This is a genomic window from Paenibacillus xylanilyticus, from assembly GCF_009664365.1.
GTDB lineage: Bacteria > Bacillota > Bacilli > Paenibacillales > Paenibacillaceae > Paenibacillus > Paenibacillus xylanilyticus_A.
Map to the genome: position 1 here is coordinate 2,100,669 of NZ_CP044310.1, position 22,171 is coordinate 2,122,839.

A 22,171-nucleotide genomic window follows, 5' to 3' on the forward strand; every position below is an offset into this window, starting at 1 on the left:
GCAAAACGAACAAGTGTTCTATTTGTTGTAGGGATGAACATGCCCGTAAAATACTTGGGTTGGTTGGTGGAAATCATATATCAAGATCAATCAGGTAAGATAACAAAACGCCGCATCCGAGTCAAAAGCATACGGTCAGGGATAATTAAAGCTGATAATCTTCTGTCTGGCCAGCCACGTACATTCCGCGAATCTGGATTACTGGCACGTTATCCAATTTAAAATAACAGTATAGGGGAAATGCCAGATTCTAAATGATACGAAAGGAAAGTGCTGAGAATTTTATATAACTACAGTGGGGTAAGGAGAAGATTCCCTACACTCCATGAATTAACGATAAAGACAGGAAGAAACAAGGCTGACATTCTTGGCCGCTTTAAACGGGCACATTGCAGGTAATTACATATCGTGGGAAGACAAGTCAGACACAGCTAATACCGTTATTTTGGAGGGATGGGAGCGAGAATCTGAGCAGACTAAACCTCCAATCATTCCACCTACTCGACCAAGCGATCTGAGTTATTGGACAGAATATTAAGGAGGGAATCAGCAATGGCCAAAAAGTTGATTGATAACGGCTTGTTTGAATCTTCACGACTGATTCTACCGGAGCACAAAGAGGCTTGTTAACGCAACAGGAGCAGTTAGTTAAGAAGAAAAAGCCCATAATGGATGAACAAGAGGTACAGTTGATCCAACGCGCGCTGATCGACTCTTATAACCGGCGCCTACGTATCCTTATCAAAGTCTTTCTGTAGAGGACAAAATAAATGAAGGAATCGTATCAACGGTAAATACATACTTGAAGGAAATCAAACTAGTCTGGGGCATGGAAAGTTACCGCTTCATTAAAATAGACGAAATTATCAGCGTAAGAATATAAAGCTACTAATCTCTTCTCTGGTATGAAATCCGTCAGGAAAGAACTGACGGATTTTCTTTATCGAACTACAGTGATTAATTATAATAATAAGCTGTCTTTCAAATGAAAAGACCCCAGCTTATGCCGGGGTCAAGTTGGGGACGGATCGGGGACAGAATTCACGTTTAAGCAAAGAAAGCAGTCCACTTAAAGCCATTGGTATTAGAAAAAACATTGATGTACCAGTATTTTTAGGAATTGAGGAAGAGTTGTTCTTTGTCTCCAACATCGCTGGCAGCGATGAGGTCAGGGGTTCGATCCCCCTAGGCTCCATACTCGAAAACCTCTTGGATACCAAGAGGTTTTTTGCTTTTTATGGATTTCTTTTACCCGTGTCTGTAGCCAAAATGCTCATATTATCTTACTCCCAAAAATGGATCGCACAGTAAACTTGAGACGAAGGGCATTAAAAAAACTGGGCGGAGTCTACATTGATAATGGCTCTGCTCAGTGCATAAATCCCTTTTTAATTTTTATGTAAACGCTTAAAAATTTGATGGACAATAACGCAAAACTGATGTTATATTGTTTCTGTAAGAAACAATATAATCTTCATAGGATACTAAATTTCATTGTAAAGTGGACATGACAATGCTAACTAAATGTGCTCAAAGCTCAATGATGTGATCTCTTGGATGCTTGAGCACCATGAAAAGGATGGGATGAATATGAACCACAGTGAGACAACGATTAAATCATTTGACGGAACACAGCTATATTTCAGCAAGGATACAGTCGAAGAGGCGAAGGCAGCCGTGGTCATTGTTCATGGGTTGTGTGAGCATGCCGGGCGTTATGATGAGTTGACGATGCACTTAAACAAACGAGGGTGTAACGTATATCGATTCGACCATCGTGGTCATGCGAGATCTGAAGGAAAGCGTACATTCTACAGTGATTTTCACCAACTCATCGAGGATGTGAATGTCGTAGTTGATAGGGCTTTGCAAGAGAGCAATGGCCTTCCAGTATTCGTTATTGGACATAGCATGGGCGGATTTGCAACCTCATCATTTGGCACGAAATATCCAGGCAAGGTCAAAGGTATTGTTTTATCAGGAGCACTTACCCGTTACAATACGAAGGTTGCTGGTGAGCTGCCGCTTGATCTTCCTACAGGGACGTATTTCCCGAACGAGCTTGGCAGTGGCGTATGTAGTGACCCTGAGGTTGTATCCGCTTACGCAAGTGACCCACTGGTAGAAAAACAAATTTCTGTGGATCTTTTTAATAGCCTGGGGAACGGCGTGGCGTGGTTAAAAGAACATGCCAAGCAGTTTGTGGACCCGGTGCTCGTTCTGCATGGAGCAAACGATGGGCTGGTGAGCGAACTGGATTCACGTGAATTCTACGGTGACATTGCCTCCACTGACAAAACATTGAAGATCTATGCACATCTCATGCATGAAATATTTAATGAACCGACTAGACATGAAGTCATAGAAGAAGCAATTACATGGATTGAAAAACATATCTAATTTCAGTAGAGTAAAGGAAAGAGAATCTAAATATGAAAGGGATTACTCATGAAATTAGATTGGATGGGCGACCATCGGACGCTGATTGAGAAAATTATCAAGTACGGTAATGCATATTCGAACACCTATAAGCTGCAGCGAAGCTATGGTACGGACATGATGTTCTCCGCCTCTCAGATCCAGACCCTGGAATATATTCTGGAAGCAGAGGATAAGGAGGAGAAAATGTCAGAGATGGCCGCACGTTTGGGCGTTAGCCGCAGTACATTTTCCAAAAATGTGAAGAATCTGACGGAAAAAGGCTTGCTCGAAAAATATCATTTAAGCGGTAACCGCAAAGATATTTATGTCAAACCTTCGGCGAAAGGGCGCGAAGTATATGCAAAGTACACTGAATTTGTCCGTGAGCTTTGCTTTGACGATATCTTTAAGCATGCTGACCAAATTTCAACAGCCGACAAGGAGAGTTTTATTCGCATTATGGATCTGTTCGCCGATGTGCTGGTTTGGTATGGTGAGAAGGAACAGGAACCGCGCAAACTCATTAAAATTGATCCGGGCAGCGATTAAATTCTAGGATTATCGATGTAAATGTATAGCTTAGAATAGGAATAAGAAAAATGCCCTTGAACAAGGGCATTTTTCTGCGCAATCGTTTTTTCATCTTGGTTAAGGTTTGGTTACTATTTAGTGCTATGAAGTGGAATTCGTAAATCTCCATCCGGTTTCTTCGTTGTATAGTTCGATACATAAAGATCAATGTCTTTACCCTTAAAATCTTGGAACACTTCTGTATGTTTATTATCACTATCGTTGAAATACAGCGGCGTCAGATATTGCTTTTCTCCCGCATCAAGAAAATACGTTTGGTTGATCCCGCCAAATGTAGACTCAGGGCTGGACATCCCAACGTACAGGTTCCCATCCTTGAGATAATAAGTCCAGTTAATAAGGAACCCTTCGTACTCCCTTGTTACCGTTTGTGGCTGAGTCGAAATATTCGTTAGACGAATAGACGTCTGGTCACCAGCGTGCTCATCAACTCGGTCCTTCGCAATGAAGGTTATCGGTTTGTTGGCCACAGAATTAACATCCATGAGAGACGAGGCGGACTGCTCAAATCGCAGTTCAGTCTGGTTGGGATTCAACGTGCCTTCGAGGGAAACGTATCCTTCCAACACTCTGCCGTCCACTTCCAACTGATACGTCCGATAAGGCAGTCTGTAGTAGTCTTCTTGGTGATCAATAGTTAAGCGAATCTGGGTTGGTGTCACCACTACTCCACTGATTTTAGCCTCTCCATCCAATGACTGCAGTGGAATATCCATTTCTTTCTTAACTGAACCTGTTTCCATTTGCTGTTTAGACAAGGAGAGTTCGACGTTCCAGATTCCATCTGTTCGCTCTTTCTCATGTGTATATGTGAAGGTGAAATGATCTGCTCTCTCTTTGAACTGCTGTTCGTAAAATATTTGCGTGCTGGAGTATGCTCCGGTTGCACCTTCGGTACCGAAGACTGGGCTTTCGGTTTCTTTAAGCATGTTCCCATTTGGATCATAGGCTGTGATTCTGGCCCAAGTCTGTTCCTTCAACGCCGTATCTGTAAAAGTCACGTTGGAACGAATCATGATTTGATCTTCCGTGTGCCGGAAGGATTGTACTTCTACCGTTTCGATTCCGTCCTTTTGTATATTAAATTTCTGAGTATTCGTGTCCTTGGGATCGAGTGTAATGTCCTCCTGAATGTCTTGCAAATATCGAACACCTGTAATGGAGAATTGTAGATTGGATTGGTTCTCAGACATCACCCAGTCCGTTTCGAAGTATCCCTGATACACACCTTGCTCTTCGTTCCATTGTTGATAATAGTGTCCTTCAATAGGCTTACCCTCACTGTCTTTCAAAACGATCTGATCATATCTGATTTCTGCTCCGTCTGTTTCCATGCCGGGTTTGATCGTATAGAGAAGGACGGTTCGGTTATCATCCACAAAAGCGTTATGCACCGTTAAGGTGACTCCGTGAGCTGTGACGCTTTGTTCAATAGACTGACCATATCCCGCTTGGAGAGCTGACTCAATTCCGGACTTATGGGAGAGGACATCACTCCAATCATATTGAAAAGCTGCATATACCGGAGTGGCCATTACCGCTACAGATACACCCAGGACAATAGCAACTTTCGTCTTACCGCGCTGTGATCTTTCCTTGAGCTGATCTGCTACCCGAAGCTCGTCCATCTGTATGCTGTTAAACATCTTATCAAAATCCGGATATTCAATGTGGTCTGAATGTTTCATGTGATTCTTAACTTTGGATTCTACTGTATTCAAAACGGTTCTCTCCTCTCATGTTAACCTTCTCATAGTACTCCAGTTTCTTTCGCATCAATTTAAGAGCCTTGTGCAATCTGGATCGAACGGTACCCTGACGTATATTGAGAATTTCCGAGATTTCCACAACAGATAGATCACCAATGTATCGCAGGGTTACAACACTTCGCAGCTTGTCAGGCAATTGGCGCAATTGCTGTTCCAATTCAGCGAAGGATAACTTAGCCATAACCATCCCATCGACCGTATCTCTAGTAAGAGCCTCGTGTTCATGCTGCTTCTGCAGATGGTCTTGTTTGTCATTTTTGACTTTGTTCTTACGAATGACGTTGAGGCAATGATTCATGGCGATTCGCATAATCCAGGCCTTGAGATGTGTAACATTTCTCCAGTCCTGCCGAAACACAGTTACAAACACATCATGGCATACATCCTCGGCATCCTGGATATTTTTGAGCATATACAAGCAGGTACGATATACATCCTTGTTGTAAGAATAGAAGAGTTCGTGCTCGGTCACTTCCGCTGCTCCTTTCTTGTTGGGATATATAATAGACAAGTGAGCGCCGAAAATGATTCACTTTTTTTATCCTGTCTCTTGATAAAGAACATGTTAAGATAATCCATTATGGTTGATTGCTCATGAGTTGAACAGATTGAAAGTTACCATAAAAAGACTCGGACCGGACAGATCAACGCAAATAATGACAGGCCGCAAAACAAGTATTCCTCTATTATAGAAATCAAGGAGTGGTCAACCGTATGAACTGGATTGAATCGTTGCAGAAGGCTATACAGTATATCGAAGAACATCTACTCGAAAATGTAACAATAGAGCAGATCGCAGCACAGGCTCATATCTCGCCTTTTTATTTTCAACGTACGTTTACACTATTAACAGATGTTACCGTATTCGAGTATATACGGCGGAGACGATTAACGCTGGCAGCACATGAACTTGTACAGAGTGAACAGAAAATTATTGATCTGGCGTATAAATACGGGTATGACACTCCTGAATCTTTCTCCAAAGCTTTTCGCAGACAGCATGGGGTTGCACCAAGTGAGGTGCGAAAAAGCAGCACCTCAGTTAAATCGTATAATCGCTTGGCTATTCAAGTAAATTTAAAAGGAGCGGAACCGATGGATTATAAAATTGTTGAACAGGCTGAATTTACGTTAGTTGGAATTAAGCAAGCTTACTCTTATGCAGATGGAGAGAATTTACGGGAAATCCCTAAAATGTGGGAAGAAGCCTATGCGAACGGAACAGAAGATCGTTTAATAGCATTGAATAATGGAGCTATTCAAGGATTACTTGGCGTCTGTGTAGAGCAGACCGAGATCAAGGGGAAGCAAATGGAGTACTGGATTGGTACAGCTTATCATGGTGAAATACCAGAAGGTTTGTCCTCCCTCACCATCCCTGCTTCCAAATGGAGTGTATTTGAAGTAAAGGGGCCTCTGCCTGAGAGCTTGCAAAATCTATGGAAACAGATTGTTTCCGAATGGTTCCCATCTAATCCTTATGAGCATGCTGGGACACCTGAATTAGAGGTTTATGCAGGTCCTCATCATGCGCCACAAATCTGGATACCGATTAAATAAGGGGGTGAAGGTGATAACTTCGAAATTTCATCATCTGGCAAGAGGAATTATAATCAGTCAGGATCAGGTTCTGCTCGCCCATGCCATTGGTCATCAAAATACGTTCTTGCCAGGAGGTCACATTGAATTTGGTGAAAGCGCACCGGATGCCCTAAAAAGAGAAATCGAAGAGGAACTGGGGCTGTCATGTTACATCGATGGATATTTAGGCTCCGTAGAGCATCGGTGGGAGAAAAATAAGGAGCTACATTGCGAAATGAACCAGGTTTTCAGAGTGAAAGTCCCTGAACTGGATCTGTTACAATCTCCTGTATCTCTTGAGTCTCATATTGAATTCTATTGGGCGTCTGTGTATGAGCTTGCTGCGCATCATTTGCAGCCTTATCCCTTCCGCAAGTTAATCCCACAGCTTGTCAGAGGAGATACATCAATATGGTGGGAAAGTACGTTGAAGGATGGAATAACAGCGGATAATATCGAATAAGGTTCTACTCTAGTTAGGGGAGCGAGAGGAGTTCACTCCGTTCAATGTTGTTTTCTATATTTTGAAGATGGAGATGTTCCAAAGCCTTTCAATACCCTTCATCAACACCTTAGTTCAATATCTTAGGTCAACACCATTTTTTAAAACCATAGATTAACACCTTTCATTAATACCTTTTTACAAGGAACAAAAGTGTCTCAAAAGGCTTGATCCATAAGGGCTTCTGTATCTGGATAAATTTAGATATGGAAAGCCCTTATTTTTATGCAAAATGATAACGGTAAGGTACACATCAGGAAACGACAAACCAACACGACATGAATTAAAATACCCATTAATGATCCATGCATCCAAATGAACAAAATCAATATAAACATTACCTATGCTACAAAACCACATGAGATAAAACGTTATCCACAGCTTTAGTGGCGAAATTGGGATTCACAGGAAGTTATGAGATGACTTCAATCCCGCCATTTAAAGTGCAAATCTTACTAAATCCAACGATAAGCTTACAATAACGGTCAAGTAGAAAAAACAAATAGCAGTCATTCTACTTTTTCGTAGAACCACTGCAACACAAGTTAGACTGAAATGGATCATATGGATGCACAAATAAATCTAACCCTATAGAAATTAGACGATGTGCGCTTGAGATCGAGTATTTTTTTGTCCATTCATATACTTCTCAATTTCCATTTTGATCTCCAGGATTGGAGCTGGAAGAGTTCTGATCCGGTAATAATGCTGGATAAACCATTCCGGATGTTGTCTGAAACGATTAAGCCAGCACGAATGGATGAGACGAAGTTTGTCCCACACTTTAACTTGTTGGCTATGCGCTGCTTCCATTAGTTCTTGATTGAGCATGGAGATCTCATCATTGGCAGAGAGGTTGGTCTCCGCCATGTGTTTTTTCTGCTTGATCTGCTCAAGCTCCGCAGATAGTTGTACCGCATAGTTTAACTCGGCTGATTCCATAACGGACCGAAAATAAGCACTGATCTCATTCAGTTCGTTCTTTTCATCATTCACAATATAGGAAGAATCTTCTCTGTAGATCATGTTAAAGAAGGTCTGTGACCGTCTTTTATAATTTTGGATGCTAAAGAGGGCATGGTCGAAAATTTCAGTTGCATACTCATATCCAAATTTCGCATAGTAATCTTCCATGACTTTTGCTATTTGCCAAACCGCTTTCCGGGATATAAAGTCACAACAAAAACGATGCTTCATCAGCTGTTTGGTCACCCACAGCTCAGCACCTTCAGAATAGATTTCACCCATGTCAATCCATTTGGAGTGAACGTTCAGTACTTGGAAGTTTTCCGTATGTATTTTGATCTTCAGATATTTGGAAGCCTTCTTAAGAATCGTAATCGCTTCTTTTGGCGTTCGTATATTAAGAAGTCCAGTTGGCCCATAAAGATCATTAATGTAACCCCAGCGGAAATTGCCTGGAATATAGATAAGCTCTTTGCCAACGTAATGAAGCACAAAGCGTTGAACATTTCGGTCCTCAGACAAAAACTCATCGCATGTAAAGAAGGCAAAATTTTTGGCATAGAGCGTTTCCTGTGAAACTTCCGCTTGATCACGTACAAAGATATAACGGTCAAAGAACAATGTACCAGCGTTATTGTAGTGAATAATACCCTCGTGTTCTAACTTGTGGAGAAGAATTCGGATTCGATAAGTGGAGGTACCCATTCGTTTAGCGAGTTCGGTCTGAGAAAGAGGAACTTCTCCACCATATGCGCAAACGGTACCCAGCAGGAGTTTAAGTTTGAAAAGCAAACGAGTATCATGATGTAGGGTCTGTGCATCGAATAGATCAGGATGGTGTTTCATCTGCGCCTCTCCTTAACTCCCAACTGTAAAAATGGGTATGGAAAATAAGGGTTTTGGCTTTTGTTTTTTTAGAAGACATGCTATAATGAACACATCAAAAAAGAAGCAAGACCAAGACCCCGACTTTTCGTGGTTTTAATAAGTGCCAGTCGCCAAACTATCCACTTATTAGAACGATATCGTTGGGTTCTTTTTTTTTATTTAAACAGAGATGTTTATTAGCTTTCCATTTACTATAAATAGATTATAGCATCCGTCTATTTAATTGGGAACACCATGAAAAGTACGAGAAATGCGTAATAAAAATAGAAATGAAGAACGAAACGTAATTTGAAGACCATACATATAGTACGAGAAAAAAGTTAGAAAATTAAAAATAGGGCTACAAGCTTGCATTTAGGTTGTACTCGACACCACTAGAACTTTTTTTTGGTCTTTTTAGTACGTGGAATTGGTAATAATTTTATTAAGGTACGAGTTTTGAGTAATAATTATTAGAAAGTACGAAAAATAAGTGAGAATTGCGTTAATATTTAGGTCGGTACCCTATAGCGTCAAGCTTGAAACACCGAATCCAAGTACGAGTTTTTCGTAATAAAAATGAGACTGTCTTTTCAGTGCTTTAAATATTGTGAATAATTAATTAAAGTACGAGTAAAAAGTAAGAAAATGAAATCAGGTACGTTGTTTTCGTAATAAAATAATGGAGTCGAATCACACGAATGGCGCTGCAGAGGGATATTTATTTTTATTACGAAATGAAGTACGAAAAAAAAGTAATAATATAATGTCAGTACGAGAAATGAGTAATAAAAATTCAATCAAGCAGCACTACAAAAAGTTAACATTCCTAATCATCAGGGTAGATGGGGCTGCAGGAAAACCTATATAAGCAAAAAAAATAGGAGAATGAGGTTCATTCTCCAATAAGTTCAGTCTGTATAGGAAAGGTAAGCTGAATAGGCGGCTCGGCTTGATCGAAAAAGTCATGCATTTCCGTGTGTGTTAATGGAATAAACGAGATCTCAAAAGAGGAATGAAGTCGTTTATAATCGGCAATCAGGAAATTCAGGCTTTTGAACTCCTCAAGCGCGTCCTGGATCTTTTTCATGTTTTGTTCCGTTTTTCTTTTGTCCATTCGCACTTTACGCAAGAAGTAGCTGAGCGGGAAGATATCGATGAATTGGTTCCCTTGTACATACCGCTCCAGACGCTCTTTCTGTAATGCATGTACCAAAATTTTAGAGATGTTTCCTTCAATGGAGTTGAGGCTGTCTCTATAGATTTTGACGGTCTGTTGATTAATGTATTGCTGGTGGAAGTACGTACCGATGACAATTTCGGCATAACGTCTGCCATTGGGATTGGAGTTGATGACAACCGAGTCAAATATGGACCAGTCGGCAGAACCGGATCTTGCTTTTTCAGACTTCTTCTTAATCACGGCTTGGAAGCCAAACGACCTGATTTTACGCAATCTTTTCTCAATCTCAACGTAGTTTTTAACCCCAGAAGAATTATAAGCTTTGCTGACCAGCTTGGATATATCAACCGTGATCGTCCGATCCGTGTAAAAGGATTCATCCTTTTGGGAAAGGACATAGAAAATAATATCCCGATCCGTACCATCCAGTGATTTCGTAAGGCTTTTATCCGCGAGCAGGAAATCTCCATCCTCCACCTTGATAATGGTGCGCAGGAACTCATTGTCACTGATCTCATAATCATCAAAATAGGTTTGTTTGTTGGTGATTTCATCTAATTCCATTCGGATCTTCAGGTTAGTTGATTTTTCCGCAAAAACGACATCTTCGATCAGGCCATGAGGCTGCACATCGACTGCATTGGTTAGGTCGTGTTTATCAATAATATCAGCCACAATAAAGTGCAGATCGGTGTCGATGGCCTTTTTGATCTGATTGGTTTTTTTACTCGACAAGTAACGATAGTCCGTGAGGTAGGTGGAGCTGGTGGTTGCCCACTCACTAATCTGTTGCAAGCGTAAAGCGGGTAAATCATTCAGGTCCTTTACGCCAATCAATCTTTCGGATTCAGCAACGATATCCAACCCCGCATTTGATGCTTTCATTTGCTCCAGCGCAAGTTTCCAAGAGCTAATCTCAATCAGAACCGGATTGTTTGGCACCGAATCCAGTTCCTCTTTAAATTTCTTGAGCCAATACTTTTTGCTCTGTTGTCTTTTGCGATAATTTTTATCCCGAATCTCAACGTGATCTTCCAGATGAGGCGTATCAAATCCAAAATTCTGAATTAAGAGTTCCTTGATCAGCTCAAACAGCCACGTCTCTTTTGAGGTGCTGGTCGTTTCCTTGTATACATACATGTATAGATGATCGACAATTCTTGGCGGTAAGCACTCAATTGTCTTGGTAATTGCAAAAAGCGAAAGTTTAACCATAACCATTCTCCCTTAAAAAAACTTCTCCTTAAAAATATATCATAACTTCATATCCATTAGTTGAGGGATTATCATGGAAAAGGATTTAGTTTAGGAAAATAAACCATTTCCTATTCTATGAGGCTAGAGGACAACGGCCAGCCTCGTCGAACCATTAGTAGTAGTTGGAAAAAAAGGGGAGACTAATAAATGGATAGAACATTAGATGAACTTCTACTAGAGACGGACATCGTTTCATTACAGTCGGCGATGGAGTCCGGATCGTTAACATCGGAGGTCTGCGTTCGTTGGTATTTGGATCGGATCACGAGAATTGACCCTAAGCTGAATTCGGTAATTGAAGTCAATCCGGACGCGATAGAGCAAGCCATTGCGCTTGACGCGGAACGGAGGGAACAGGGAGTACGTGGACCACTTCATGGTATCCCCATCCTGCTCAAGGATAATATCGATACAGGAGATCACATGCATACCAGTGCGGGTTCGGTTGCGTTAGCAGAACATATTGCAAAGTCAGATTCTATGGTGGCTGCACAGTTAAGAGCGGCCGGAGCCATATTCCTGGGAAAGGCAAACATGACGGAATGGGCAAATTTCATGTCGAATACCATGTTGTCCGGATACAGCTCAAGGGGCGGACAGACGTTGAATCCTTACGGTCCTGGAGAGTTGTTCGTTGGGGGATCAAGTTCAGGCTCTGCAGCAGCCGTCGCCGCCAATCTGTGTACTGCTGCCTTGGGCACAGAAACATCGGGTTCAATTATTAGTCCTGCCTCGCAAAATTGCCTTGTCGGCCTTAAACCAACCATCGGTCTGGTCAGTCGTACAGGGATTATTCCGCTTACGTCCAGCCAAGATTCAGCGGGTCCGATGACACGTTCCGTTAAGGACGCTGCAATTTTGCTCAGTACAATAATCGCTGTGGATCCGAATGATGCGGCGATGCATGACAATGAACGGAAAGCCTATACGGATTATACGTCCTTTCTGGATGTGAATGGCCTGCGAGGCGCAAGAATTGGCGTACCGCGCTTCTACTATCAGCATCTGGATGAAGCGCGAGCAGCTGTTATCGAACGAGCTATCAATGTATGCAGAGAACAGGGAGCGATCATCATTGACCCGGTGTCATTACCTTGCGAAAGCGCGAAGTGGGATTTGGATGTGATGCGACATGAATTTAAAAAAGTATTAAATGATTATTTAGCTCAAGCGGGTCCAGATGCTTATGTTAAATCGTTAGATGAGCTTATCGCATATAATGAGGAAAATAGTAGTGTTGCACTTAAATATGGACAGGATTTGCTAATCTGGTCGAACGTAACAAGTGGTACCTTGTCTGAACCGGTGTACGCAGAGAGCTTGCGGCATAATCGTCTGCTTTCCCGGGACCAAGGCATCGACCATGCAATTCGTGAGCATCAGTTAGATGCGCTGATATTCCTGGGCAATGAAGAAGGACTCGATGTGTCTGCACGCGCGGGGTACCCTGTAATTACCGTTCCGGGTGAGTGCATCGACACAGGTATTGCTGGTGAAGATGGCTATACGACCAAAGGTCCTCAGGGGATTACGTTTGTCGGAACCGCCTACAGTGAGCCGATCCTTTTTCGATTAGCTTACGCTTACGAACAAGCGACTAAATTCCGTTTTGCACCTAGAGATGAGTTCTAATCCGTTTGAACAATCAAACAAAATATCTGAAATTTACATTACAGCTAACACCAATAGACGGTAACCACAACAGGTTTGTGATGCACAGGTTAAGGAGGTGGCGGTTATCAGAACCTCTCTAAAGTTTAGGGCGATCATTCACCGAAGTGGATGATCGCCTTTTCTATGTTCAGAATATGTTCAACTCTGCCCTGTATAATCGACGTTAGAATTTTTGGGATATGAGGTGGTTCGTTGTTAATCGGTGTATATGGCAAAAACGACCCTCTGCAGACGCTGCCCGAGAGACGCATCAGCGCGATCGTTGGGGAGGGTTGGAGACAGGGCGTGGACGTATTTTTCTTTGACGCGAGCAGCATTGATATGGAGCAGGAAAGTATCAAGGGGAAATTTCAGGTAGGGGATTCCTGGATGGAGAAAAGGGTGCCTCTGCCGGATGTTATTTTGAATGAAGCACCTGATCCGGTTGAGAGCAGATCTGAGAGTGAGAACTGGCTGCGCCGCAGAGTTCCCTTTACGACATTTCTGATCCACGGCAAGTACGAGATTCAGCAGAAACTGGAGACTCACTTCCAAGAATATATGGTGCCAACCGAGCGGCTGCTTGATCTCAAAGGGCTGCTGGCATTTTTGGATGAGCATAGCGAAATTATAGTGAAGCCTAATCAGGGCTGTAGAGGCAATTCCATTTTTACTTTGAAGAAAGAGGATCAGAATTACATATGCCGTCAGCATGATACAGAGCGTCAGCTGAACTATTCTGCTCTGGAGCAGCATGTGCAGGATGTTCTGGCGCAAGGTCCATGTATTATGCAGCCCTACGTGCCTTCAATGAATGAAATGCAGGAGGTAGTGGACTTCCGAGTACATATTCAGCGCAATGGTACAGGAGGGTGGGTGCCAACCAAGGTGTACCCAAGAATTGGGGCTCCGAATTCCGTCATTAGCAATTTAAGCCAAGGCGGCCGTACCGGGGATACAAGAAATGAGCTGCAGCAGCAGCTCTCGGGCGATGCTGATCTGAAGATTCGGGAAATGGAACAGCTGTCGATTCGTATGGCAGAGCTGATCAATCATTCGTATCCTTTTCTGATTGATGAGCTTGGCATGGATTTTATTGTGAAACCTGATGGTAAGTTATTGTTCTTGGAAGCAAATATAAGTCCTCAAACGAGGTTTCATGAACGAGAGCGCGCCGCAAATGCGCTGGAATATGCCCAATATGTAGCCAGAGCAGGACGCATGGTGCCGGATCCCATTGTGGCCATGCTGACAGCTGACCCTGCAGACAAAATGTTGGCAGCGGCCTGCGCTTACGCAGCGAAGTGGAATGATGCAGAGTTCTATTATTTTGGTCCAACAGACGTACACGCGGAATGGCGGTTTATTAAAGGATACGTCTACCAGAATGGAGAGTGGGAAGCAAGGTACTGTCCTTTTCCGAATGTGGTTTACGACCGGCTGAAGGAGCGTGGGAATGCGAATTTTGATAACGTCTATGCTGCCTTGAGACATGTACCTTTCACGGATGAACGAAAAGGGGGTTCCTTCAGCAAGAAAAACATATATGAAATGATACAAATGGATCCGGAGCTATCGGAGCATCTTATTCCTTATCAAGAAGTGAAACATAGCGACGAGGTTTTGGCTTTTATAGATATGCATGGTACCTCTGTCATCAAGCCTTCTTTAGGGTCGTATGGCGAAGACATACTCATTGTTCAGCGGGAAGAAGGTGGTTACACCGTTAAGGATCACGAGCATATCCGCCTAATGAGTGAGAAGGAATTTACCGAATTGATCACGATGATCGCAGCTAAGAACAGTCACCTTATGCAAACGTTTATCCGAAGTGAAACGCAGAATGGCCTGCCTTTCCATATAAGGCTTCATCTTGTTCGTAATGGAGAAGGAGAATGGTCATTGATATCCGCATTTCCCTTTTTGTCCACACAAAGTGACCATAAGGTGGTCAACCATCCGGGATCTCTGCGTGCGTTTACGACATGGGACTGGCTCTCTAGGCATGAGTATCCCGATAGGCAAGAAGCGATGTCTGCCACACTTCAACGGCTTGCATTGAGAATAGCAGATTATATTGCCGCCAATATATCGGAACGAATATGTGAATTAGGGATTGATGTAGGAATCGACCCGTTATGCAAAGTATGGTTATTTGAAGCGAATATGAACAAAATTGGATCAACACATAGAGAGTTTGAAGTTGCCCAGAACATGGTCCCATTTGCCCTTTCTTTGCAATGAATTCCAATCTGAATTCAATCTGATCAATACGTACACGGCAACCTTAGGAGCATGGTCCATACATTCGCCTTCTCCATGACAAAAAGCCGTCCCCAAAATCAAATGACTTTGGAGACGGCTTCTTATTGTTTGTTAGGCCACAAGGGAGCTTAAGCGGATAAGCTCAAATAATGACCCGATGCGAACCTTATTTTAGTGTTTAACGGCTTCGCCAGCAAATACTTCAACGTTCATCGGTGCAGCCATGAATGCTGCTGCTTGTTGAACAAATCCTTGGAAATGAGCACTTGTGTTGTGAGCTGCTGTAGCGGCTTCGTCTTTCCACAATTCGATCATGACATACTGATGTTCTTGCTCAGTGCTTTTGTTCAGATTGTAGCTGATGTTGCCTTCTTCATTGCGAGTTGCTGCAACGAGTTCTTTGGCTGCTGCGAGGAATGCTTGCTCTTGATCTGGTTTAATGGACAGGTGTGCGTGAATAATAATCATGTGTGTTTACCTCCGTAATGTATATAAATTGTTTGATTGTTGCCAATAGTTAAGGGGTGACGCAGTTCAATGAAAAGTGTGATATATCAATTATGCCCAAGTTGTAATCGTATCAACGGGCAGACGGTAGGATGGATGGCCCTCTTTGGCTGATTTACCCATGGAGATCAGCATAACCGGTTGATAGCGTTCTTTGTCCATACCGAACGCTTCAGCGATTTGATCTTTTTCGTAACCGCCAATCGGGTTAGTATCATAACCGTGAGCACGGGCAACCAGCATCAATTGCATGGATACCAGACCTGCATCAATCAGGTTGACATCGCGAAGAGCGGATTCTGGCATAGCCTTGTAATAAGGCATTACTTTAGCCAGCTGCATATCTTTTACTTCTTGTGGCATATAACCAAGCTCTACTGCTTTGCCGAAGATTTCTTCCATATATTCGATGTTGTTCATGTCAACAAATACACCGATAACTGCAGAAGAAGTCAACACCTGATTTTGATTGAATCTGGCAAGAGGAGCAAGCTTCTCTTTACCTTCAGCGGTGTCCACAACCAGGAAGCGCCAAGGCTGCAGGTTGATGGAGGATGGGGCACGAGAAGCTTCGGCCAGAATTTCGGTCATCTCTTCACGGCTGATTTTTACCTCTGGATCATAAAGTTTAACGGAACGACGGCCGTAAGTGATCTCGTTAAAATCGTTCGTTTTTTGAAATGTACTTTGAAAGCTACTCATTCAGTGGATCTCTCCTCTATATATAAGGTATCAAAAATTGTTCTGCATGCGTTCCAGATAACTCGCAAGATCCTGGATTTCATCTTCACTGAAATCATGCAGAATCTGATGAATAAAATTTTTCTTTTCTACTTTGTAACCCTCAATATGTTTCCGGCCATCATCAGTCAGACGAACAAAGGTAACCCGGTTGTCTTCCGGATTTTTGCGTCTGGTCACCATGCCGTCTGCTTCGAGCTGCTTCAAATGGCGGGTGATGGCAGCACTGTCAATATTGATGATTTTTTGCAGCATCGATTGGTTGATCTCATCGACCTGATCCAATTCATACAGAATCTCAAAGCGAGATGAACTGATTCCTGTGCACCGCTCGAACTTCGGGCTGACTTTGTTGCCAAGTGCATTCAGCAGATTGATGATCTGCTCTTCCTTTGAAACGATACGTGTCATGACTAGACCTCCCGGGTGAATCTGGACATGAACAACGGCTTATGTTCACACAATCCGATTGTGGCCTTTTTACGACGATGCCAGTGTTGAAAAAATGATGGATGCCTCAACAATTGACATGTCAATCATTGACCGCTCAATTAATATATCATGCCTCTTTTTATTTTGCAACCCAAAATAATATGAAAAAATATGCACATCAATCGGAGTCCTTCCTCATCACGCTATGCAGTAGGATGTCCTGTTATAGACTTAAATATTGAGATTATATTTAATTCAGAATGGCTATCAACTATAAAAATGAAGAACTTTTGAGTAGAAAAGGGCTATATTTTACAAAGACGGGTGTTATCCTATATACTTCAAGCTATTGATCAATTAATTACTACAGTTAGAGGTGAAACGACATGGCCAAAGATACAACGGCTTCAGTTAATCGGCGGAACGACATTATCTCAGCGGCAATTGACGTATTTGCAGAAATCGGATATTACCGCGCAACGACAGCACAAGTGGCTGAAAGGGCGCAGATTTCCCAGCCTTATATTTTTCGTTTTTTCAAAACGAAGGAAGCCCTGCTGCTATCTGCACTGGAAGTATCATGGGCGCGAGTCATTGATTCATTTCGACAGGTTGTAGAGACAGCAGCATCGGATCAACTGGAGCGCGAATTGATAGAAGCATACGAGAAAATTCTGGAATCGCACCATAGCGAAATCCTGCTTCAGATGCAAGCTCAGACTATTCAGGAGGATGTGATTCGTCAGGCGATGCAGAAAGGGTTTAGCGAAGTGAGAACCATGGTTCTGAATGCTTTTAGCCATGCCGGCATTGCCGAAGCGAAGCAAAGAACGTTGGTTTTCCTGGCGATCGGCATGTTGTGCAATGTCTCGATAGCACTGGATATGCCTGAGCTCAAAGAAAGATAGGAAGGGTAAATGCCCTTTTTCAAAATTAGTTATTGATCAATCACTAAATATGCGTTATATTGAGTTCAGGAGCTGTAAGTAATTGATCAATAACTAAATGAGTGAGAGGATGTATGAAGATGAAAAAGGCAATTGTTATTGGTGCAACAGGCGGAACGGGTGCTGCCATTACACAGGAATTGATTAAGCGGGGGATCACAACGGTTGCCTATGGACGTTCACGGCAGAAATTGGAACAGCTTGCTGCTAAGCTGGGTTTCCCCGGCCATCTTCAGCTGGCTGTGGGTGATGCATTTAACCCGAATGAAATCGTCGCTGCTTCCCGGAATGCGGATGTGATGTTCCACTGTGCCAACGTGCCTTACCATGAGATGGAGAGCAGACTCCTGCCACTGGGTGAATCCGTTATGAAGGCAGCTGAACAGCTGAGTCTGAAAGTGGTGGTTATTGATGGGATCTACCCCTACGGGAGAAGACAAATGGACGAAGTAACGGAAGAACATCCGAAGCAGCCGCATACCCGCAAAGGAAAAACAAGACTCGCCTACGAGCAGATGTTATTCAGCAGCAGGTGGTCCAGAGCGCAAGTCATGATTGTACGTTTGCCTGATTATTATGGTCCAACCGCGAATGAAGCCTCTTATCTGGGATCAACACTTGAATCCATCGCAAAGGGAAAAATGGCTTTTTTCATCGGCAATATGGAAACACCACGGGAATATATCTATCTGCCTGATGCAGCGGTTATGGTAGTGGAACTGGCAAGCAGGGAGAACACATACAATCAGAACTGGAACATACCCGGTGCTGGCATTATTGCAGGCAAAGAGATCGTTAGGATTGCACAGCAGGCAGCGGGTGTAACGAAACCAGTCATGGCACTTGGGAAAATAGGACTGTCCCTGATTGGGCTGGGGGTGCCGGTCATGAAGGAAGTCGTTGAGATGTTATACTTAACCAAGGAGCCTCTCGTTTTAAGCAGGCAGAAGTATGAACGCAGTATTGGTCCTGTGCAGGCGACGCCTTTCGCAGAAGGAATTGCTGAAACCATTGCACAGCTTCAGAAAAAGTAATTTACTTTTTTTAATATTTAGTAATTGATTGATCACTAACAAAAGAAATAAATGAATACTGCTTATGAATGACAGACAGATCCGGAAGCATTATCCGGGTCTTTTTTTATAGTTGTACGCCTTGGTCATAACGATGACATCCAACTTTCAGAAGCGGACAACATGTATTAGAGGGTGTATTTCGTAACGGTCAACAAGCATGTTAGCTATTTTTAGATTGGATGACAATAAAGCTTCCGTCATATTCAAAAAAGTAATGGCAACCCATATACTAACGCTAATAAAAGTGTCGTAGATGTAGTGATAGTACTGAAAAATGAGTTAAATATGACATAAACTTAACGTATGGCTGGAATTAAATCGAAATCGATTAATGTACCTTGAAAGGGTTGGGGATCATGAGCCTAGAAGCTTTGAATCAACGAGTAAAAGAAGATCTCGCATATTTGGCCTATGGCGGTGCAAATTGGGTGCGTTCCACGGAACATGCTGAGGGTCATGTATATGACGTGATTATTGTAGGAGGAGGACAGAGCGGCCTGGGAGCTGCTTTTGGCCTGCTGCGTGAGCGGATTTCTAACATTTTGGTTATTGACGAAAATAAAGCCGGACTGGAAGGCCCATGGGAAACATATGCCCGTATGACGACTCTACGTACCCCTAAACATCTGACCTCCATTGATCTGGGTATTCCATCCCTAACCTTTCGTTCCTGGTGGGAGGCTCAGTTTGGACTGGAAGGCTGGGAAGCGGTGGACAAGATTCCACGCGGAGATTGGATGAATTATTTGCGGTGGTATCGAGACGTGCTGAATCTGCCTGTAATCAATGAAGTAAAGCTAAAATTGATCGAACCCGCATCTGAGGGGCTTCACCGACTTCATGTGGAGGGTTCCGGTGTCGATGGCGGCACGCTGCTGGCGCGAAAGGTCGTGCTGGCTACCGGCATACAGGGAGGGGGAGAATGGCACGTACCTCCCATGATTGCAGAACGACTGCCGAGAGAACTGTATGCTCATACATCTGAGGCTATTGATTTTGAACGGCTGCGCGGCAAAAGAATTGCCGTATTAGGGGGAGGAGCTTCCGCCTTTGATAATGCAAGTTTTGCGCTTGCTGCAGGAGTTGCTGAAGCACATGTGTTTGTGCGGCGAGCACAACTTCCAAGTGTCAATCCCATACGCCAGATGGAGCAATCCGGGATGATTGAACGTTTTCATGCATTAGGGGCAGCTGATAAATACGCGGTCATTTCACACTTTTTTCAATATAATCAACCTCCAACCAATGATACCTTCAACCGGGCAGCAGCCTGGCCGGGTTTTGAACTGCATTTGAATTCACCTTGGCTCGGTGTGGAAGCAAACGAGGATGGAGCCGTAGTGACCACAGCCAAGGGGAAATTTGCTTTTGATTTTCTGGTGATTAGTACGGGGCTGCTAAGTGATCCTGCATTGCGGCCGGAACTCAAACTGGTGGAAAGTCATATAGCTCGTTGGGCGGATTGTTATGACGCGCCGGCTGAGCAGCGCAATGAGCTGCTGGATGCACATCCCTTCCTTACTCCCGGATTTGCGATGACGAGCCGAAGTGAAGCAGGCGAGTCACAGCTGCATGGGCTGTTTGTCTTCAATTACTCTGCCCTTGCAAGCTGTGGTCTGTCCGCTTCTGCCATCTCGGGTACCAAAAGCGCAGTTCCTAAACTGGTGTCAGCCATAGCAGACCAGCTGTTCTTGGATGATCGGGAGACGATCTTACAGCAATTTTTTGATTACGATGAGCGGGAGTTCACAGCATCCTGGGTAAAAAGCAGCGTTCCCAGCTGAACCAGCCTTATGCTAGCCACATTACAAACCGTACAGTGAGTTTCTGCTGTGCGGTTTGTTTATTTTATTGGAGAACTTACACTCTGCATGGTTTTGTTGTAAAATGTCGAATGGAACATGTAAAGGGCAGGTGTAAGTGGATGAAAGAAATGACCTACGAACAGTTTAGAGCTCATTTGAAGAAAGCTTCACGTAAGCGGGGTGTACCCATAATCAAGATTGTTGCGTTTCAGGAGAAATACATGAAGATTGAAGATATTCAGTTCTTCGATGTTGAGCAGAATTATATGAGCGTACAGGCTTGTAATACACTTTGGATGAACCTGGAGAACAAGTCTTTTCGAAATATGGTATCTCATCCTCTGCAGTTTTATAAGGATATGGAGGATCTGGGAAGACAATCGTTTGAGAATATGATTAAGGAATTGTATGATACGGCGGTTCCACTCTGGTTGGAATATGACCCCAATGATTATTACACCTCTGAACAGCTCGCTGAGATTCTGGCTACCGATGAGCAGAAGCTGATTGAACAGCTCGAAATGGGGCGTTTCAAGGGTGCGTTTATAAATGAAGAAGGAAAATGGCTTAAACCCAAACCGGGAATAAACCAGTAATGCCTGAGATGATCCTGCATGCGATGAACGACTGCAGGATTTTTTTGATGTAAATAGGCAATGGATAGACCTGCTGAGATACAGGAACACAGATATAGGATTTTGGTATTGGATGATTGTGAACGTTTTAGTTAATATTATGGGAGATAATGGAGTGCAAAAGTCGAAAGATGCAAGTTTCTGAAGGTTTATAAATTATTTTGAACGAAAATGATTGTTTTTTGCGGAATTTATGTTACTATAGAAGCAGTTGGAGGAATGAAGATGCTGACTGAAGAACGATATGCTGCAATTATAGAGCGCTTACATCAACAAGGGATAGTAAAATTACAGGAACTTGTCGACGTGCTTGGTGCTTCCGAATCAACGATAAGACGCGATTTAATTGACTTGGAGAGCCGTCAGATGCTGAAACGCATTCATGGCGGGGCAGCACTGATGAACGAAAAGACGCTCGAGCCAGGCATAGAAGAGAAAACATCCAAAAACATTCAACAAAAAGTGACGATTGCTCGTTTGGCTGCACAGGAGATCGAAAATGGCGATTGTATCTATCTGGATGCAGGTACGACGACGCTGGCCATGATTCCCTATATTGAAGCCAAGGACGTAACCGTGGTGACCAACGGTCTATCCCATGTGGAAGCGCTCGTTAGCAAGCGGATTCGAAGTTATTTGCTTGGTGGCATGATGAAAATCCATACCAAAGCCGTCATCGGAAGTATAGCATTACAAAATATGGACAACTTCCGTTTTGATAAATGTTTTCTTGGAACCAACGGTGTGGATCCCGAGATGGGGTATACGACTCCTGACCCGGAGGAAGCCTTGATTAAGAGAAGGGCGCATCAATTGTCCGGGAAATCTTACGTGCTGGCAGATTCCAGCAAGATCGGTGAAATTACGTTTGCCAAGTTGTTTGAGCTGGAGGAGGCAGATCTGATTACCGAGCAGATGCCAGAGCACTGGCGAGCCGTAATAGAGCAGAAAACTAAAATAATTGAGGGATAAC

At 43.2% G+C, this 22,171-nt stretch carries 18 protein-coding genes and 1 tRNA gene; 12 read left to right on the forward strand and 7 right to left on the reverse strand.

The window, feature by feature from the left end; translation table 11 throughout:
* Nucleotides 1-1,124 precede the first annotated feature (1,124 nt).
* The 3 genes from F4V51_RS09565 (at nt 1,125) to F4V51_RS09575 (ending at nt 2,970) form a co-directional block, all read left to right on the forward strand.
* A tRNA-Ser gene (locus tag F4V51_RS09565) sits at nt 1,125-1,195 on the forward strand.
* A gap of 395 nt (nt 1,196-1,590) precedes the next feature.
* Nucleotides 1,591-2,400, forward strand: coding sequence for an alpha/beta hydrolase (locus F4V51_RS09570; RefSeq protein WP_153977790.1), 810 nt, complete (start codon nt 1,591-1,593; stop codon nt 2,398-2,400).
* A 48-nt stretch (nt 2,401-2,448) separates the two neighbouring features.
* Nucleotides 2,449-2,970 (forward strand): MarR family winged helix-turn-helix transcriptional regulator, encoded by a 522-nt coding sequence (locus tag F4V51_RS09575; protein ID WP_095288105.1) that lies wholly within the window; start codon nt 2,449-2,451, stop codon nt 2,968-2,970.
* Nucleotides 2,971-3,083: 113 nt separating this feature from the next.
* On the opposite strand, the gene F4V51_RS09580 is transcribed toward F4V51_RS09575, so the two are convergent.
* Nucleotides 3,084-4,733, reverse strand: a complete 1,650-nt coding sequence (locus F4V51_RS09580; RefSeq protein WP_153977791.1) for a DUF4179 domain-containing protein — start codon at nt 4,731-4,733, stop codon at nt 3,084-3,086.
* Nucleotides 4,708-5,253, reverse strand: coding sequence for an RNA polymerase sigma factor (locus F4V51_RS09585; protein ID WP_153977792.1), 546 nt, complete (start codon nt 5,251-5,253; stop codon nt 4,708-4,710). Before F4V51_RS09585 ends, F4V51_RS09580 begins: the two co-directional genes overlap by 26 nt.
* Nucleotides 5,254-5,495: 242 nt before the next feature.
* Here F4V51_RS09585 and F4V51_RS09590 point away from each other — a divergent pair, with 242 nt between their 5' ends.
* Together F4V51_RS09590 and F4V51_RS09595 are read left to right on the forward strand one after the other, a co-directional pair.
* Nucleotides 5,496-6,341: an AraC family transcriptional regulator gene (locus F4V51_RS09590; protein WP_153977793.1), complete on the forward strand. Its 846-nt coding sequence runs from the start codon at nt 5,496-5,498 to the stop codon at nt 6,339-6,341.
* A gap of 10 nt (nt 6,342-6,351) precedes the next feature.
* A complete protein-coding gene (locus F4V51_RS09595) occupies nt 6,352-6,825 on the forward strand; it encodes an NUDIX domain-containing protein (protein ID WP_162009921.1) in 474 nt (157 codons plus the stop codon).
* A gap of 636 nt (nt 6,826-7,461) precedes the next feature.
* Here F4V51_RS09595 and F4V51_RS09600 read toward each other — a convergent pair.
* Nucleotides 7,462-8,676 carry a helix-turn-helix domain-containing protein gene (locus F4V51_RS09600; protein WP_153977795.1) on the reverse strand — a complete coding sequence of 405 codons (1,215 nt, stop codon included), beginning with the start codon at nt 8,674-8,676 and terminating at the stop codon, nt 7,462-7,464.
* A 916-nt stretch (nt 8,677-9,592) separates the two neighbouring features.
* Nucleotides 9,593-11,095 (reverse strand): hypothetical protein, encoded by a 1,503-nt coding sequence (locus tag F4V51_RS09605; protein WP_095288093.1) that lies wholly within the window; start codon nt 11,093-11,095, stop codon nt 9,593-9,595.
* 189 nt (nt 11,096-11,284) lie between these two features.
* Here F4V51_RS09605 and F4V51_RS09610 point away from each other — a divergent pair, with 189 nt between their 5' ends.
* Nucleotides 11,285-12,769, forward strand: a complete 1,485-nt coding sequence (locus F4V51_RS09610; RefSeq protein ID WP_153977796.1) for an amidase family protein — start codon at nt 11,285-11,287, stop codon at nt 12,767-12,769.
* 234 nt (nt 12,770-13,003) lie between these two features.
* Entirely contained in the window at nt 13,004-15,034 is a 2,031-nt protein-coding gene (locus F4V51_RS09615) for a YheC/YheD family protein (RefSeq protein WP_153977797.1), read from the forward strand.
* A gap of 192 nt (nt 15,035-15,226) precedes the next feature.
* Here the strand turns inward: F4V51_RS09615 and F4V51_RS09620 are convergent, their stop codons facing one another.
* The 3 genes from F4V51_RS09620 to F4V51_RS09630 all read right to left on the reverse strand — a co-directional run bounded on the left by F4V51_RS09620 (nt 15,227) and on the right by F4V51_RS09630 (nt 16,714).
* Complete coding sequence (locus F4V51_RS09620) at nt 15,227-15,523, reverse strand: putative quinol monooxygenase (protein WP_153977798.1); 297 nt, start codon at nt 15,521-15,523, stop codon at nt 15,227-15,229.
* A 90-nt stretch (nt 15,524-15,613) separates the two neighbouring features.
* Nucleotides 15,614-16,264 (reverse strand): nitroreductase family protein, encoded by a 651-nt coding sequence (locus F4V51_RS09625; RefSeq protein ID WP_153977799.1) that lies wholly within the window; start codon nt 16,262-16,264, stop codon nt 15,614-15,616.
* A 30-nt stretch (nt 16,265-16,294) separates the two neighbouring features.
* Nucleotides 16,295-16,714, reverse strand: coding sequence for a MarR family winged helix-turn-helix transcriptional regulator (locus F4V51_RS09630; RefSeq protein WP_095358982.1), 420 nt, complete (start codon nt 16,712-16,714; stop codon nt 16,295-16,297).
* Between the two features lie 407 nt (nt 16,715-17,121).
* Here F4V51_RS09630 and F4V51_RS09635 point away from each other — a divergent pair, with 407 nt between their 5' ends.
* From F4V51_RS09635 to F4V51_RS09655, 5 genes are all read left to right on the forward strand, one after another.
* Entirely contained in the window at nt 17,122-17,643 is a 522-nt protein-coding gene (locus tag F4V51_RS09635) for a TetR/AcrR family transcriptional regulator (protein WP_153977800.1), read from the forward strand.
* A gap of 119 nt (nt 17,644-17,762) precedes the next feature.
* Nucleotides 17,763-18,716 carry an SDR family NAD(P)-dependent oxidoreductase gene (locus tag F4V51_RS09640; protein WP_201281192.1) on the forward strand — a complete coding sequence of 318 codons (954 nt, stop codon included), beginning with the start codon at nt 17,763-17,765 and terminating at the stop codon, nt 18,714-18,716.
* A gap of 398 nt (nt 18,717-19,114) precedes the next feature.
* Nucleotides 19,115-20,542 (forward strand): NAD(P)-binding domain-containing protein, encoded by a 1,428-nt coding sequence (locus F4V51_RS09645; protein WP_153977802.1) that lies wholly within the window; start codon nt 19,115-19,117, stop codon nt 20,540-20,542.
* Nucleotides 20,543-20,784: 242 nt separating this feature from the next.
* A complete protein-coding gene (locus F4V51_RS09650) occupies nt 20,785-21,159 on the forward strand; it encodes a hypothetical protein (RefSeq protein WP_141236946.1) in 375 nt (124 codons plus the stop codon).
* A gap of 264 nt (nt 21,160-21,423) precedes the next feature.
* Nucleotides 21,424-22,170 carry a DeoR/GlpR family DNA-binding transcription regulator gene (locus F4V51_RS09655; RefSeq protein ID WP_153977803.1) on the forward strand — a complete coding sequence of 249 codons (747 nt, stop codon included), beginning with the start codon at nt 21,424-21,426 and terminating at the stop codon, nt 22,168-22,170.
* Nucleotide 22,171: the final 1 nt, after the last annotated feature.

Coding starts and splice junctions, on each gene's coding strand:
- F4V51_RS09635 (WP_153977800.1), top strand. CDS start 17,122: ATGGCCAAAGATACAACGGCTTCAGTTAATCGGCGGAACGACATTATC.
- F4V51_RS09600 (WP_153977795.1), bottom strand. CDS start 8,676: ATGAAACACCATCCTGATCTATTCGATGCACAGACCCTACATCATGAT.
- F4V51_RS09605 (WP_095288093.1), bottom strand. CDS start 11,095: ATGGTTAAACTTTCGCTTTTTGCAATTACCAAGACAATTGAGTGCTTA.
- F4V51_RS09645 (WP_153977802.1), top strand. CDS start 19,115: ATGAGCCTAGAAGCTTTGAATCAACGAGTAAAAGAAGATCTCGCATAT.
- F4V51_RS09655 (WP_153977803.1), top strand. CDS start 21,424: ATGCTGACTGAAGAACGATATGCTGCAATTATAGAGCGCTTACATCAA.
- F4V51_RS09575 (WP_095288105.1), top strand. CDS start 2,449: ATGAAATTAGATTGGATGGGCGACCATCGGACGCTGATTGAGAAAATT.
- F4V51_RS09590 (WP_153977793.1), top strand. CDS start 5,496: ATGAACTGGATTGAATCGTTGCAGAAGGCTATACAGTATATCGAAGAA.
- F4V51_RS09630 (WP_095358982.1), bottom strand. CDS start 16,714: ATGACACGTATCGTTTCAAAGGAAGAGCAGATCATCAATCTGCTGAAT.
- F4V51_RS09610 (WP_153977796.1), top strand. CDS start 11,285: ATGGATAGAACATTAGATGAACTTCTACTAGAGACGGACATCGTTTCA.
- F4V51_RS09620 (WP_153977798.1), bottom strand. CDS start 15,523: ATGATTATTATTCACGCACACCTGTCCATTAAACCAGATCAAGAGCAA.
- F4V51_RS09640 (WP_201281192.1), top strand. CDS start 17,763: ATGAAAAAGGCAATTGTTATTGGTGCAACAGGCGGAACGGGTGCTGCC.
- F4V51_RS09650 (WP_141236946.1), top strand. CDS start 20,785: ATGAAGATTGAAGATATTCAGTTCTTCGATGTTGAGCAGAATTATATG.
- F4V51_RS09570 (WP_153977790.1), top strand. CDS start 1,591: ATGAACCACAGTGAGACAACGATTAAATCATTTGACGGAACACAGCTA.
- F4V51_RS09625 (WP_153977799.1), bottom strand. CDS start 16,264: ATGAGTAGCTTTCAAAGTACATTTCAAAAAACGAACGATTTTAACGAG.